Source organism: Lysobacter sp. Soil_N_23, from assembly GCF_057656135.1.
In genome coordinates, this window is record NZ_JBDGKY010000002.1 from 135,866 (window position 1) to 150,632 (window position 14,767).

Below are 14,767 nucleotides of genomic sequence, written 5' to 3' on the forward strand. Positions count from 1 at the left end.
TGGGGAGGGGTAGCGAGCCGCGCAGCGGCGAGCTTGGCCCTGCGGGCCTCGCGACCCCCTCCCAGCCTCCCCCTGCGAGCAGGGGGAGGAGCAAGAACGTCGTCGTCCCCTAGTAGTCCCTTGGGCCTCCCACGCGGGGCTTTAGGCCGGTCGGCCCTGCAAAAGCAGGCCGACCGGTCATCTTGCCCGGCCCAGAAGGCCGGACAGTGACCGATTTCCGTTAAGGTTCAGGCGGCCCGGTGGTATTCTTTCGCGCCGTTCAGGCGAGAACGATTTGCATCTGCCTGGCCGCGGCCCTACATATTCCGGACGCGCATGGATGCGTCCCAGCGTCCCAGTCCATAACAGGTCTGCCCCCGACAGGTTTGCCCAGATGCTGCGCCAGCGCACCCTCAAGAACGTGATCCGCGCCACCGGCGTGGGCCTGCACAGCGGTGAGAAGGTCTTCCTTACCCTGCGTCCGGCCCCGGTCGATACCGGCATCGTGTTCCGCCGTATCGATCTCGATCCGGTGGTGGAAGTGCCTGCCAGCGCGGAACTCGTCACCGAGACCACCCTGTGCACGGGCCTGAGCAGCGGGCCGGCCAAGATCCAGACCGTCGAGCACCTGCTGTCGGCCCTGGCCGGGCTGGGCATCGACAATATCTATGTGGAACTGTCGGCGGCCGAAGTGCCGATCATGGACGGCTCCTCCGGCCCGTTCGTGTTCCTGCTGCAGTCGGCCGGCATCGCCGAGCAGGAAGCGCCCAAGCGTTTCATCCGCATCAAGCGCCCGGTGGAAGTACGCGACGGCGACAAGGTCGCGCGGTTCGAGCCCTTTGATGGCTTCCGCCTGGACTTCACCGTGCAGTTCGACCACCCGGCCATCCCGGCCTCGCAGTCGCGCGCGGTGGTGGAGTTCTCCACCGCCAACTACATCCAGGAAGTCAGCCGCGCCCGCACCTTCGGCTTCATGCGCGACCTGGAGTACATGCGCGAGCGCAACCTCGGCCTGGGCGGCTCGATGGACAACGCGATCGTCCTCGACGAATTCCGCGTCCTCAACGACGACGGCCTGCGCTACGCCGACGAGTTCGTCCGCCACAAGATCCTCGACGCGGTCGGCGACCTCTACCTGGCTGGTCACCCGGTCATCGGCACCTACGTCGGCTTCAAGTCGGGCCATGCGCTCAACAACAAGCTGGTCCGCGCGCTGCTCGCCGAGCGTTCAGCCTGGGACGAAGTCACGTTCAGTGAAACCGATGCCACGCCGGCACCGGTCGCCTACGGCGTCCCCGCCACCGCCTGAAGCGTGGTCCGTACCGTTTCCGGGGATCCCGGATTGCCCGATGCGGCAAACGGTTACATGAATTGGAAGGACGTCACAGACGTGAACATCACGTGACGCTTTAACAATTCTTTAACGAAATCATATCAAATTGTTTCCAACCCTTTAACAAATTCAAAGGGTTGGGCCTTTAGCATGCCCCGACCGCAGCCAATCGATGGACCCCGGCAACAAGTTTGCCAAGGTCGATCTGGTTCGGCGGCAGCCCTAGGAGTCGGCAGAGTCCGGATCTTTCAGGGATGCCAGAGCGGCCTGCAGTGCTAGCAGTGCAGTCGCTGAGATGGGTTTGGCTTTCCGATCCGATTGTGGGGAGGCAGTCGTCGGAGTTGTCGTTTTGACGATCAGTTCAGCCGCATCCAGCCCGACGGAACGGGCCGCGTCGAGCAGTTCCGGGGCAGCGAGCCGCAACTTGGCACGCCATACCGGGGCGTCGACGACAAACACGAGCCTGCCTCGTTCGTAATTGGCCAGCCGCGCATGCGCGGCCAGAGACGGGGGCAGGTGTGGGCGTAACCGTAGGTCCAGTTGTTCGAGCCACAAGGCACGACGAATTGGGCCACCAGCGGGCTCGGCCAGCAGCGCATCAAGCGCGGCTTGCGGAGTCGAAGGACCTCTCTTGGGGTTCCTGGGCTTGGAATCAGACATAAGACATGACCTATCCATCCATCGTAAACAAAACCCGCGCCCAGCTGTCGCATTGGTTGCAGCAGGCCGGTTACTGGGGAGCGCAGCGTCCCGCCCTGGCCATCGCCCTGCTTGTGGGCAGTGGCGCGGCGATCGGTGCAGGCGCCGGCATTGCCGACAACGTCCTGCTGCGCAACAAGTCCGACAATCAGGAAGCGCTGATCGCGGCCACCCGCCGTGACGCCCAGCGCGAGATCAATGCCCTGGCCGCCCGCATGGGCGAGCTGCAGGCCGAGGCCAACCGCCTCAACGCCCTCGGTGAGCGCCTGACCCGCATCGGCCAGCTCCAGGACGGCGAGTTCGATTTCGACAAGCCGGTAGGCGTCGGTGGCGCCGGTCCGGTCCGCGACATGACCAAGGCCGAGCTCGACGAAGGCATGGCGACCCTGGGCCAGCAGTTCCAGGCCTCGGGCGAACAGCTCTCGGTGCTCGAGTCGCTGCTGTTCAACCGCCAGCTCGACATGAACGCGGTCCCGGGCCGCGAGCCGATCGCCGGCAGCTACATCACCTCCGGCTTCGGCGGTCGCGCCGATCCGTTCAATGGCGGCCACGCCAACCACAAGGGCCTGGACTTCAAGGCCAACGTCGGTGACCCGGTCCTGGCCGTGGCCGATGGCGTGGTCAGCTACTCGGGCGTGCGCTCGGGCTACGGCAACGTGATCGAGGTCGACCATGGCAACGGCTACGTCACCCGTTATGCCCACAACTCGCGCCTGACCCACAAGGTCGGCGAGCTGGTCCGTGCCGGCCAGGAAATCGCCAAGGCCGGTTCGACGGGCCGCTCCACCGGCGCCCATGTGCACTTCGAGGTGTGGGAGAACGGCCGCGTGGTCAATCCGCGCAACTTCCTCAGCCAGCAGTCGCCGCTGAAGATGCAGATCAAGGGTTGATGCTTTGCTCCCTCTCCCGCTTGCGGGAGAGGGCTGGGGTGAGGGCAGTCGCGAAAAGCAGCCCTCATCCGCCCTCCGGGCACCTTCTCCCGCAAGCGGGAGAAGGGACTCATAGCCCCTCGCCCGCAAGCGGGAGAAGGGACTGATAGCCCCTCGCCCGCTTGCGGGAGAGGGGTTGGGGTGAGGGCCCGCTTCACCGCCTTGCAAGCACCGACCCTCGCCCCCACGCTACAATCGGACTGGCCACAGTTCAGGCTCGATGCGATCGGGGCGCTCGGCGCCCCGATTCCATTTCAAGCCGACCTCCTTCCGGGGAACTTGCTGGCGGACGTGCACTCTGAGTGCGTCCTGCCTGCTGGTTCCCCTGTTCCGCTTTCCGGACCCGTACATGCTCAACAGCCTGCTTACCCGCGTTTTCGGTAGTCGCAACGATCGCCTGCTGCGCCAACTGCAACGCTCCGTCCTCAAGATCAACGCCCTCGAGCCGCAGATGGAGAAGCTCAGCGACGCTGAGCTGCAGGCCAAGACTGCCGAGTTCCAGAAGCGCATCGCCGACGGCGAATCACTCGACAAGCTGCTGCCGGAGGCGTTCGCCGTCTGCCGCGAGGCCTCGCGCCGCGTCCTGGGCATGCGCCATTACGACGTCCAGCTGATCGGCGGCATGGTCCTGCACCTGGGCAAGATCGCCGAGATGCGCACCGGCGAAGGCAAGACCCTGGTGGCCACCCTGCCGGTCTACCTCAACGCCCTGGAAGGCAAGGGCGTCCACGTCGTCACCGTCAACGACTACCTCGCCCGCCGCGACTCGGCCTGGATGGGCCGCGTGTACAACTGGCTGGGCCTGTCTGTCGGCGTGGTCTACCCGGGCATGCCGCACGGCGACAAGCACGCCGCCTACGGCTGCGACATCACCTACGGCACCAACAACGAATTCGGCTTCGACTACCTGCGCGACAACATGGCGCTGTCGAAGGAAGACCGTTTCCAGCGCGGCCTCAACTACGCGATCGTCGACGAGGTCGACTCGATCCTGATCGACGAGGCGCGCACCCCGCTGATCATCTCCGGCCCGGCCGACGAGTCGCCGGAGCTGTACATCAAGGTCAACCGCCTCGTCCCGAACCTGGTCCGCCAGGCCACGGAAGAAGGCGAGGGCGACTACTGGGTCGACGAGAAGAGCAAGCAGGTGCACCTGTCGGAATCCGGCCAGGAGCACGCCGAGACGCTGCTGCGCCAGGCCGGCATCCTGCAGGGTGAAGACGATTCGCTGTACGGCGCGCAGAACCTGGGCGTCGTCCACCACCTCAACGCCGCCATGCGCGCGCACGCCATCTACCAGCGCGACGTCGATTACATCGTCCGCGACGGCGAAGTGGTGATCGTCGACGAGTTCACCGGCCGCACCCTGGCCGGTCGCCGCTGGTCCGACGGCCTGCACCAGGCGGTCGAGGCGAAGGAAGGCGTGCCGGTCCAGCGCGAGAACCAGACGCTGGCGAGCATCACCTTCCAGAACCTGTTCCGCATGTACAACAAGCTGTCCGGCATGACCGGTACGGCCGACACCGAAGCGTACGAGTTCCAGAGCATCTACGGCCTGGAAGTCATCGTGATCCCGACCCACCAGCCGGTGCAGCGCAAGGACCATGCCGACGCGGTGTTCCTCAACCGCGCCGGCAAGTACCGCGCGGTGCTGGCCGAGATCAAGGACGCCAACGCCCGCAAGCAGCCGGTGCTGGTCGGCACCACTTCGATCGAAGTGTCGGAGATGCTCAGCCAGCAGCTGCGCGATGCCGGCATCCACCACGAAGTGCTCAACGCCAAGCAGCACGAGCGCGAAGCGCAGATCGTAGCGCAGGCCGGCCGCCCGGGCGCGATCACCATCGCCACCAACATGGCCGGCCGCGGTACCGACATCGTGCTCGGCGGTTCGCTCGAGAACGAAGTGACCCTGCTCGAAGCCAGCAACGGCGGCGAGCTGGACGAAGTCACCAGGGCGCGACTGAAGTCGGAATGGCAGGCACGCCACGAGGCCGTCAAGGATGCCGGTGGCCTGCACATCGTCGGCACCGAGCGTCACGAGAGCCGCCGCATCGACAACCAGCTGCGCGGTCGCGCCGGTCGCCAGGGCGACCCGGGTTCGAGCCGCTTCTACCTGTCGCTCGAAGACAACCTGATGCGCATCTTCGCCGCCGACTGGGTGCAGCGCGTGATGGCGCGCATGGGCCTGAAGGAAGACGACATCATCGAAAGCCCGCTGGTGTCCAAGCAGATCGCCAATGCGCAGCGCAAGGTCGAGGCCCACAACTTCGACATCCGCAAGAACCTGCTTGACTTCGACGACGTCAACAACGACCAGCGCAAGGTGATCTACGCCCAGCGCAACGAACTGCTCGAAGCCGAGAACGTCGAAGAGAACATCGAAGGCCTGCGCAGCGACGTCGTCGCCGACACCGTCGCCCGCTTCGTTCCGCTCAATTCGATCGACGAACAGTGGGACCTGCCGGGCCTGGAAGCGACGCTGGAGCAGGAATTCGGCGTGGCCGTGCCGCTGGTGGCGATGGCGAAGGAGAGCGACGAGCTCGACGCCGAGACCATCGAGGAGCGCGTGCAGCAGGCCGTGCTGGGTCACTTCAGCGAGCGTGAGACCCAGCTTGGCGCCGAGACCATGCGCATGCTGGAAAAGCACATCATGCTCAACGTGCTCGACCAGAACTGGAAGGAGCATCTTGCGCGCATGGACTACCTGCGCCAGGGCATCCACCTGCGCGGCTACGCGCAGAAGCAGCCCAAGCAGGAGTACAAGAAGGAAGCGTTCGAGCTGTTCAGCGAGATGCTGGAGAAGGTCAAGCGCGAAGTCGTCACCCTGCTGGCGCGCGTGCGCATCCGCAGCGAGGACGAAGTCGCCGCCCTGGAAGCGCAGGAGCGCGCCGCTGCCGAGGCGCAGGCCCGGCAGATGCAGTTCCAGCACGCCGACGTGGGCGGCTACGGCGCCGACGAAGAAGCCGCGCAGGCGCGCGCGCTGGCCGGCGGCAACGACGCCTTCGCCAATGTCGGCCGCAACGACCCGTGCCCCTGCGGCAGCGGCAAGAAGTACAAGCACTGCCATGGGCAGATCGCCTGACCACCGCTCGGACTATGCTCTGAAGCCCCTCTCCCGCCTGCGGGAGAGGGGTTGGGGTGAGGGCAGACCGCCCATAGCCCCGACACCATGACCGGCCATCCCCCTCCAGCCGTTTCCCCGAACCCGCCCGTCCACGACAGGTCGGCGCCCACGCGCATCGTGGAAGTCGTCGCCGGCGTCATCCGCGACGCCCGCGGCCGCATCCTGCTGGCGCGACGCACCGAAGGTCGCGACCTGGCTGGCCTGTGGGAATTCCCCGGCGGCAAACACGAGCCTGGCGAGTCGGCCGAAGACGCGCTAGTGCGCGAGCTCCACGAAGAACTCGGCATCGACGTCGAACTGGGCGCGCCCCTGATCACGGTGCCGCAGCTCTACCCGGACAAGCGCCTGCGCCTGGACGTACGCATGGTCGCCCACTGGCGCGGCAACGCGCGCGGACGCGAGGGGCAGGCCCTGGTGTGGGTGCCGCCGCACAAGCTCGCCAGCTATGCGATGCCGCCGGCAGACCGCCCAGTGGTGGCCGCCCTGTTGCAGCCATCGCACTATCTGGTGACTCCGACACCCGACGACGACGCGCACTGGCTGCTGCAACTGGAAGCCGCACTGGCGGCCGGCATCCGCCGCGTCCAGCTGCGTGCGCCGGGGATCGATCCGGCGCATTGGCGGTCACTCGCGAGCCAGGCCGTGCAGCGCTGCCGGCAAGCGGGTGCCGAAGTACTGATCAACGCCGATGCCGCGCTCGCACTGGAACTGGGTGCCGGCCTGCACCTCCCGTCGGCGCTGCTGCACGCGCAGCGTGAGCGGCCGCTACCGCCCGAATTACCGCTGGCGGCGTCCTGCCATGTCCTCGAGGACCTGATCGCCGCAGAGGCATTGGCCTGCGATTTCGTAGTGCTCGGCAGCGTCAAGGCGACGCCGAGCCATCCCGGGGTTGCCGGCATCGGCTGGGATGCGTTCGCTGCCCTGCGTGAGCATGTGTCGCTGCCGATCTATGCGATCGGCGGACTTGGCCCTGATGACGTCGACGAAGCCCGTGCGCACGGCGCCCAGGGCGTGGCCGCGATCCGCAGCCTCTGGCCGACCTGACGTTCGCTCTTGAGCCCTTCTCCCGCTTGCGAGAGAGGGGTTGGGGTGAGGGCACCCGAAGGGGGCCGCGAAAGGCCGCCCTCATCCGCCCTCCGGGCACCTTCTCCCGCGAGCGGGAGAAGGGACTGCAGGCGTTGGGGCGAGACGGATGGCCCCAGGAGCCCCTCTCCCGCTTGCGGGAGAGGGGTTGGGGTGAGGGCAGCCCGCTACCTGGCCGCCGCCAACGCCCGATACCTGCGATCCAGCGCAGCAATGGGCGCATCCAGCGCATCAAGCGACCCATCGTTGACCAGCACATCATCTGCAACAGCCAGACGCTGCGAACGCGTGGCCTGCGCCGCGATCATCTTGTCCGCCAAGGCCGCATCGACACCGTCGCGCGCCATCAACCGAGCCCGCTGCGCAGCGACCGGCACATCGACCACCAGGATCCGCGCCAGCCACGGATAGGCCTCGCGGCCACCGCCCTCGGTCAGCAACGGGATCGCGGCAATTGCGTAGGGACCGGAGGCCGCCAGACAGGCCTCGTGCAATGCGATGCGCACACGCGGATGGATGATTGCTTCCAGGCGTCGTCGCGCGGCCTCATCGCCAAAGACCCGCTTCCGCATGGCTGCCCGATCGAGACCGCCGTCGGCGGCCAGGACATCATTCCCGAACGAAGCGACGACTTCGGCCAACCCCGCCGACCCCGGCGCCACCGCGGCGCGGGCGGCGACATCGGCATCGGCCACGACAATCCCGAGTTCCTCGAACCGACGCGTGACGACGCTCTTGCCGGATGCGACGCCGCCGGTGATGCCAATGATGAAATCGCTCATGCGCGAATCATATCTTGAGCCCCTCTCCCGCTTGCGGGAGAGGGGTTGGGGTGAGGGCGGCTCTTGGGGTGAGGGCAACCCTCAGCGCAACCCGGAGACCCGCATATAGGTCCCAACAATCTGCTCGCCCCAGAAGAACGCGATCCACCCGGCAATGGCCAGGTACGGTCCGAACGGAATCGGCGTAGCACGATCGCGCCCCTTCATCGCCAGCCAGATCGAGCCGATGATCGCGCCGACCAGCGACGACAGCAGGATCGTCGGCAGGATGCCCTTGAGCCCCGTCCAGGCGCCAATGGCGGCAAGCAACTTGAAGTCGCCATGCCCCATGCCTTCCTTGCCGGTGAGCTGCTTGAACAGCCACCAGACCGTCCACAGGCTCAGATAGCCCGCGACCGCGCCGAGCAGAGCCGGCTTGGCCGGGAAATAGAGATTGTCCGAAGCCGCTATCAACCCCAGCCACATCAGCGGCAACGTCAGCTGGTCGGGCAACAGCTGCGTGCGCAGATCGATCCCCGACAGCACGATCAGGAAGCAGGTGAAGACGATCGCACCAAAGCCCTGCCAGCCGAAACCGAAGCGCCACACGCAGGCGACCACCAGCAGCATGGTCAGCAACTCGACCAGCGGGTACTGCGGCGAGATGGGAGCCTTGCAGCTGCGGCAACGGCCGCGCAGCGCCAGGTAGCTGAACACCGGAATGTTCTCGTACCAGGCCAATTGGTGCTTGCAGTGCGGGCAGTGCGATCTCTCGATCACGATGCCTGGCGGTGGCGGATCGTAGGTCTCCGGCTCGCCCAGGACCTCGCGGCTGTCGCGCCGCCACTGCCACTCCAGCCGCTTGGGCAGCCGCAGGATCACCACGTTGAGGAAGCTGCCGACCAACAGGCCGAGCCCGGCCGCCAGCGGAAAACCGATGGCGGGGTTCTGATCTAGGAATGCCATGCGTCGGATTGTGGCCTAAGTAGTGCTGGCGTGGCGATCAGCCGACCGTGGCGGCCAGCTTGAAGATCGGCAGGTACATGGCGATCACCATGCCACCGACGATCACGCCCAGGAACACCATGATCAGCGGCTCCAGCAGGCTGGCCAGCGCGTCCACCGCGTTGTTGACCTCCTGCTCGTAGAACTCGGCGACCTTGAACAGCATGGTGTCGAGCGCACCGGCCTCTTCGCCGATCGCCGTCATCTGGACGACCATGTGCGGGAACAGGTTGACCTGCTTCATCGCCACGTTGACCGGGTAACCGACCGCAACGTCATCGCGGATGTTGCGCACGGCGTCTTCGTACAGGACGTTGCCGGTGGCGCCGGCGACCGTGTCCAGCGCCTCGACCAGCGGCACGCCGGCCTTGAAGGTCACCGCAAGGGTGCGGGAGAAGCGGGCGATGGCCGAGTTGTGCATGATCTGGCCGACGACCGGAACCTTCAGGATCATCCGGTCGAGCAATCGGGAGAACGCCACCGATCGGTTCTTGGCCATGATGAACGCCACGATCGCGCCTATCACCCCCGCCAGAATCACGAACCACCAAGCGACCATGAAGCGGCTCAAGGCCACGATCAGCTTGGTGAAGGCGGGCAGGTCGGCACCGAAGCCCTTGAAGACCTCTTCGAACTGCGGCACGACGAACACCAGCAGGATCGAGCTGACGATCAAGGCCACTGCAATGACCATCGCCGGGTAGAACATCGCCTTCTTGATTTTGCCCTTCAGGGCTTCGATGTTTTCCTTGTAGGTGGCGACCGTGTCGAGAACGACCTCAAGCACACCTGCCGATTCACCAGCCTTGACCAGGTTGCGGTAAAGCTCGTCGAACTGGACTGGGTGCTTGTTCAGTGCTTCGTACAACGAAGAGCCGCTTTCAATATCGGCTCGCACCGAATTGACCAGTTTCACCATGCGCGGGTTCTTGTTGCCGTTGGCGATGATTTCCATCGCTCCCACGATGGGCACACCCGACTTCATCATCGTCGCGATCTGGCGGCTGAACACCGCGATGTCGAGCGGGGTGATGCGCTTGCCGGCGGCGCCGAACAGCGGCTTGCCCTTGGGCTTGACCACCTTGGGCGTGATGCCCTGCTTGCGCAACTCGGCGCGCAAAGCGTTGGCGTTTTTGGCGTTCTGCTCGCCCTTCATCACCTTGCCGCGCTTGTCGGTGCCCTGCCAGGTGAAAACAGGCAGGGCCTCGGCGCGGCGCACGGGGTTGGGCTTGGTGGCAATGCGAGTCGCGGACATGGTTTAGTCCTTGGTTACACGGTTGATTTCGGCGAGGCTGGTAACGCCGTTCTTGACTTTCAGCATCGCCGACTGGCGAAGGTCGTTGACGCCGGACCGCAGTGCGGCCTCGGCGATCTGCATGGCGTTGCCGCCGGCGAGCACGATCGCCTGGATCTCATCTGTCATCGGCATCACCTGGTAGATGCCGGTTCGGCCCTTGTAACCCTCGGTGCAGTCGGCGCAGCCGACCGCCTCGTAGATCTTCAGGCCGTCGGCGATCTCTTCAGGCTTGAAACCCTCGGCCAGCAACGCATGCTCCGGCAGGTGCACTTCGCGCTTGCAGTCGTGCAGGCGCCGGGCAAGGCGTTGGGCGATGACGAGGGTCACCGACGAGGTGATGTTGAAGGGCGCCACGCCCATGTTCATCAGGCGCGCGATGGTCTGCGGCGCATCGTTGGTGTGCAGGGTGGACAGCACCATGTGACCGGTCTGGGCGGCCTTGATGGCGATTTCGGCCGTTTCCAGGTCGCGGATTTCGCCGACCATGATCACGTCCGGGTCCTGGCGCAGGAAGCTGCGCAGCGCGGCGGCGAAGGTCATGCCGCGCTTGACGTTCATCTGCACCTGGTTGATGCCCGGCACGCGGATTTCGACCGGGTCCTCGACGGTGGAGATGTTGCGCTGCTCGTCGTTGAGGATGTTCAGGCCGGTGTACAGCGATACCGTTTTGCCCGAACCGGTCGGGCCGGTGACCAGCACCATGCCGTAGGGCTTGGCCAGGGCCTGCTCGTAGAGAGCGCGCTGGGCGTCCTCGTAGCCGAGCTTGTCGATGCCCAGCTTGGCGGCGCTGCCGTCGAGGATACGCATCACCACCTTCTCGCCGAACAGGGTCGGCAGGGTGCTGACGCGGAAGTCGACCTGCTTGGTCTTGGAGATGTTGAGCTTGATGCGGCCGTCCTGCGGAACGCGTTTCTCGGCGATGTCGAGCTGGGCCATCACCTTGATGCGTGCTGCGATGCGGGCCTGCAGGCTGGTCGGCACCTTGGCGACCTGCTTGAGTAGTCCGTCGATGCGCAGGCGCACACGGTACTCGGTTTCGTAGGGCTCGAAATGGATGTCGGAAGCGCCCTTGCGGATCGCATCCACGAGCACCTTGTTGACGAACTTCACTACGGGGGTGTCGTCGGTCTTGACGTCCACACCGCTTTCGTTGGACAGGTCGGCATCGCCGCCGGAGACGTCGAGGGACTCAAGACCCTCCGAATCGCCGACCGTGTCGCCCAGCGCATCGCTGGCCTCCAGCCACGTATCGATGCAGCGCTTGATCCGGTCTTCGTCGACCAGGATGGGCTCGATCGCCAGGTTCGTCTGGAACTTGATCTCTTCCAGGGCTTGGTTGTTGGTCGGATCTGCAATGCCGATGAACAGCCGGTTGCCGCGCTTGAACAGCGGCAGCACAGTGTGCTTGCGGATCAGAGCTTCGTTGACGACCTTGATTGCGGACTGCTTCGGGTCGAATGCTGACGCATCGAGCAGCGGTACGCCAAACTCGACCGAGTTGGCAGCGGCCATCTGTCCCGGTGTTACCAGGCGCTTCTCGGCCAGGTAGGCGGCGATGGGCTGCTTGAGACTGGTGGCGTTCGCCAGCGCCTGGCGGGCGGCCGTGTCTTCCAGCGCCCCATCCAGCACGAGGCGCCGGGCAATGCCGGTGATCCCCACCAGATTGGCAGTGGCAACGGTGCTCATGGAGCCCCCTGTGATTCCCCGATCGGACTGTACCGCAATCCTGTTGCCTGGGGAGCGGACCGCGCGCACGTTTGTGCAGTCCCGCGGCCGCAGCCCCATTAAGAAAACGGGGACGCCTGCACCTTCCTGGGGGAGGCCCTATCGCCTACTCTGTGCAGGCAAAGGGGGGAGGGGATGCGCGTTTCCGTAGTACTACCTGCTAAGAACGAGGCCGAGGGCCTGGCCAGGACACTGCCTGCCCTGCGGGAGCAATGGCCCGAGGCCGAACTGATCGTGGTCGACGACGGCTCCAGTGACAGCACAGCTGCCGTGGCGGCCGAGCATGGGGTCAAGGTGCTGTCGTCCCCCTACTCGATGGGCAACGGCGCCGCGATCAAGCGTGGGGCCCGGGCGGCCACGGGCGACGTCATCGTCTTCATGGACGCCGACGGGCAGCACAGCGCGGCCCACATCGGCTTGCTCCTGGCCAAGCTGGAGGAGGGTTATGACATGGTCGTTGGCGCCCGTGACGGGTCTGGGCAAGCCAATTTTCACCGCGGCTTGGCCAATGGCCTGTATAACCGGCTAGCCAGCTGGATGACCGGCCACCCTATCCTCGACCTGACCTCGGGTTTCCGCGCCGTCCGTGCCGCGCGCTTCCGCGAATTCCTCCACTTGTTGCCCAACGGTTTCAGCTATCCGACGACAAGCACTATGGCCTTCTTCCGTAGTGCCTACCCGGTGGCGTATGTCCCGGTCCCAGTAGCGAAGCGCGTCGGCAACGGCAGCCACATTCGACCCATCAAGGACGGCATACGCTTTCTTCTGATCATCCTGAAGATCGCAACGCTGTACTCGCCATTGAAGCTGTTTGCACCAACCGCAGCAACGTTCTTCCTGCTCGGTACCGGCTACTACGCGTACACCTTCGCGACGATGGGGCGGTTCACGAACATGAGCGTGCTTTTGTTCAGTGCGGCGGTAATTGTTTTTCTGATTGGACTTATCTCCGAGCAGATCACCGGATTGACCTATCAGGCCGCACGAGGAGATCAGCAGTCGCCGGTCGGTCGAGGCGGACCTGCAACCGATACAGGGCGATCGAACTAGGCATGTCAATCTCGACGGGTCTTAGACGACGCTTCAGGGGCTATTCCGGTGCCCGGCCTGATGTGGTGGCAATGATTGAGGACGCACCGCGTCGGGTTCTTGATATCGGTTGCGGTGCAGGAATGACCGCAACGCTTATTGCGGAGAAGTTCTTGGGTGTGACGGTGGTCGGCGTGGAGCCAAATGGGACCTTGGCCACAATCGCGCGCGAGCACATGTCAATCCTGATCGAAGGCGCGATCGACGATGATGCCGTTGTGCTGCGGATTGCGGAGAATGCGCCTTACGACTTGATCATTCTGGCCGACGTGCTCGAACATCTGGCACAGCCGGACGAAGTGATGAGGCGGATGGCCGGGTTCCTCGGCCCCGGCGGCCGGGTGGTGACCAGTCTTCCAAATGTCAGGCACATTTCGACATTTCTGAGTCTAGGTGTGTTTGGCACCTGGCCAGCACGCGAACGTGGAATCCACGACCGCACCCATCTGCGGTTCTTTGCACGCAGTGATATCTTCGCGCTTGGAGCGCAGGCTGGACTTCGCATGGAGCGCGAGCGCCGGAACCTGCGGCTGTTGGAGTCTGTGTCATGGACAATGGTGCCGGCTAAGCTGCTGGATTTCTGGCCCTTTCGAGCCTTCTTCACGTTTCAGTATCTGCACCGATGGGTCCCGATGAAAGACGATGATCGGGCGTGAGCGGTCTGCATGGAGGTCCGTCGCCGGTTATGGATTGGCGGCTGCCGCAATCATTTCGGTTGCGAGGTACGTAGGACTTAACGGCAGCGATTTTATCGACGCAGGGAAGCAGATCACCGCGCAAACAGCGGTGGTTGCAGGTCTTTTGTTTGGCCTGCATCTGGCGATCAATGCATGCGCCTTTGCTGTCTTGGGGCGAGCATTTCACATGCGGCTCCCCAAACATTTCCTATCGGTGGCATGGGGCGCGACATTGCTCGCGAAGTACGTGCCGGGCGGCGTATGGCAGATTGTTGGACGCGGGATACTGCTTGGACGACATGGCGTCACGATGCGAGTAACCATCGTTAGCGGATTGTTCGAGCAACTCCTCTCCGTTGGGATATGTGGAGCTCTAGCCGTCGTGTTCTATTTGTCAAGGAGTCAAAGCAACTGGCCGTGGTCGGTCGTGGTTGTCGCTGCGGCCGTTGCCACGTTGGCTGCCGTGTCGTCTGTCAGCCGCCGGTTGATCGGGGTTCAATTGAGCCAGCGGCCGTTCCTTCAGTCGGCAAGTCTCTACAGTTTGGCAATGCTTCCGTACGGCTTGGGGTACGTCGTTGTTGCATCTCCTCAAGAGCTGCTGCGATTTCTTGGGGCCTTGTTTGGGGGGACGGTCGCGGGTGTCATGGCGCTGCCAGTGCCTGGTGGATTAGGTGTGCGTGAGGCCGTCACCTCTGTGTTGTCTTCTTCCATCCAGCCTGCGCAGCTGCTGGCAGCGCTCTTGGCGTGCAGGATGATTATTCTTGTCATGGAAGTCGCGATAAGTGCCATGTGCATTGGTACGCTGCGGCGACTCAGATACCTATGAGAGTCTACGTCGCTGGGCCTGGGCTTCGGGGCGGTGGCTATCCCAACGCGGGTCGAACTGTTGAACTCCTGAAGTCGCATCTGCAAGTCGAAGTCGTGGAAAGTGTCCCCTGGCTTCCGGAGTCCTTGCGCCTGTGGGAGCTGGCCCGTTCTCCTCCGCGGAGGACTGCCCTCATTCTCACGTCGATTGTGTTCGGGGCCGCTCGAAGTCTTTTCCGAATCCTGGCGTGGAACAGGACAA

Annotated in this window: 12 protein-coding genes; 7 read left to right on the top strand and 5 right to left on the bottom strand. The window is 64.5% G+C overall.

What is annotated here, in order from left to right:
• The first annotated feature begins 373 nt into the window (after nucleotides 1-373).
• The gene (gene lpxC / locus AC3A3X_RS02440; RefSeq protein ID WP_487581467.1) at nucleotides 374-1,288 is read left to right on the top strand and encodes a UDP-3-O-acyl-N-acetylglucosamine deacetylase; all 915 of its coding nucleotides are present in this window, start codon (nucleotides 374-376) and stop codon (nucleotides 1,286-1,288) included.
• 246 nt (nucleotides 1,289-1,534) lie between these two features.
• On the opposite strand, the gene AC3A3X_RS02445 is transcribed toward lpxC, so the two are convergent.
• Nucleotides 1,535-1,972, bottom strand: a complete 438-nt coding sequence (locus AC3A3X_RS02445) for a DciA family protein (RefSeq protein ID WP_233264863.1) — start codon at nucleotides 1,970-1,972, stop codon at nucleotides 1,535-1,537.
• A gap of 5 nt (nucleotides 1,973-1,977) precedes the next feature.
• Here AC3A3X_RS02445 and AC3A3X_RS02450 point away from each other — a divergent pair, with 5 nt between their 5' ends.
• From AC3A3X_RS02450 to AC3A3X_RS02460, 3 genes are all read left to right on the top strand, one after another.
• Nucleotides 1,978-2,901, top strand: coding sequence for a M23 family metallopeptidase (locus AC3A3X_RS02450; protein WP_487581468.1), 924 nt, complete (start codon nucleotides 1,978-1,980; stop codon nucleotides 2,899-2,901).
• A gap of 388 nt (nucleotides 2,902-3,289) precedes the next feature.
• Entirely contained in the window at nucleotides 3,290-6,022 is a 2,733-nt protein-coding gene (secA, locus tag AC3A3X_RS02455; protein ID WP_487581469.1) for a preprotein translocase subunit SecA, read from the top strand.
• A 159-nt stretch (nucleotides 6,023-6,181) separates the two neighbouring features.
• Nucleotides 6,182-7,108: a Nudix family hydrolase gene (locus AC3A3X_RS02460; protein ID WP_487581470.1), complete on the top strand. Its 927-nt coding sequence runs from the start codon at nucleotides 6,182-6,184 to the stop codon at nucleotides 7,106-7,108.
• 206 nt (nucleotides 7,109-7,314) lie between these two features.
• Here AC3A3X_RS02460 and coaE read toward each other — a convergent pair whose 3' ends face one another.
• From coaE to pilB, 4 genes are all read right to left on the bottom strand, one after another.
• Nucleotides 7,315-7,929, bottom strand: a complete 615-nt coding sequence (gene coaE, locus AC3A3X_RS02465; RefSeq protein WP_487581471.1) for a dephospho-CoA kinase — start codon at nucleotides 7,927-7,929, stop codon at nucleotides 7,315-7,317.
• 81 nt (nucleotides 7,930-8,010) lie between these two features.
• Nucleotides 8,011-8,874 carry a prepilin peptidase gene (locus AC3A3X_RS02470; RefSeq protein ID WP_487581472.1) on the bottom strand — a complete coding sequence of 288 codons (864 nt, stop codon included), beginning with the start codon at nucleotides 8,872-8,874 and terminating at the stop codon, nucleotides 8,011-8,013.
• A 37-nt stretch (nucleotides 8,875-8,911) separates the two neighbouring features.
• Nucleotides 8,912-10,168, bottom strand: a complete 1,257-nt coding sequence (locus AC3A3X_RS02475; RefSeq protein ID WP_487581473.1) for a type II secretion system F family protein — start codon at nucleotides 10,166-10,168, stop codon at nucleotides 8,912-8,914.
• Nucleotides 10,169-10,171: 3 nt separating this feature from the next.
• Entirely contained in the window at nucleotides 10,172-11,896 is a 1,725-nt protein-coding gene (gene pilB, locus AC3A3X_RS02480) for a type IV-A pilus assembly ATPase PilB (RefSeq protein WP_487581474.1), read from the bottom strand.
• Between the two features lie 174 nt (nucleotides 11,897-12,070).
• Between pilB and AC3A3X_RS02485 the strand changes: the two genes are divergently transcribed.
• The 3 genes from AC3A3X_RS02485 (at nucleotide 12,071) to AC3A3X_RS02495 (ending at nucleotide 14,527) form a co-directional block, all read left to right on the top strand.
• The gene (locus AC3A3X_RS02485) at nucleotides 12,071-12,985 is read left to right on the top strand and encodes a glycosyltransferase family 2 protein (RefSeq protein ID WP_487581475.1); all 915 of its coding nucleotides are present in this window, start codon (nucleotides 12,071-12,073) and stop codon (nucleotides 12,983-12,985) included.
• A 71-nt stretch (nucleotides 12,986-13,056) separates the two neighbouring features.
• Nucleotides 13,057-13,680, top strand: a complete 624-nt coding sequence (locus AC3A3X_RS02490) for a class I SAM-dependent methyltransferase (protein ID WP_487581476.1) — start codon at nucleotides 13,057-13,059, stop codon at nucleotides 13,678-13,680.
• A 34-nt stretch (nucleotides 13,681-13,714) separates the two neighbouring features.
• The gene (locus tag AC3A3X_RS02495) at nucleotides 13,715-14,527 is read left to right on the top strand and encodes a hypothetical protein (protein ID WP_487581477.1); all 813 of its coding nucleotides are present in this window, start codon (nucleotides 13,715-13,717) and stop codon (nucleotides 14,525-14,527) included.
• The last annotated feature ends 240 nt before the right edge of the window (nucleotides 14,528-14,767 follow it).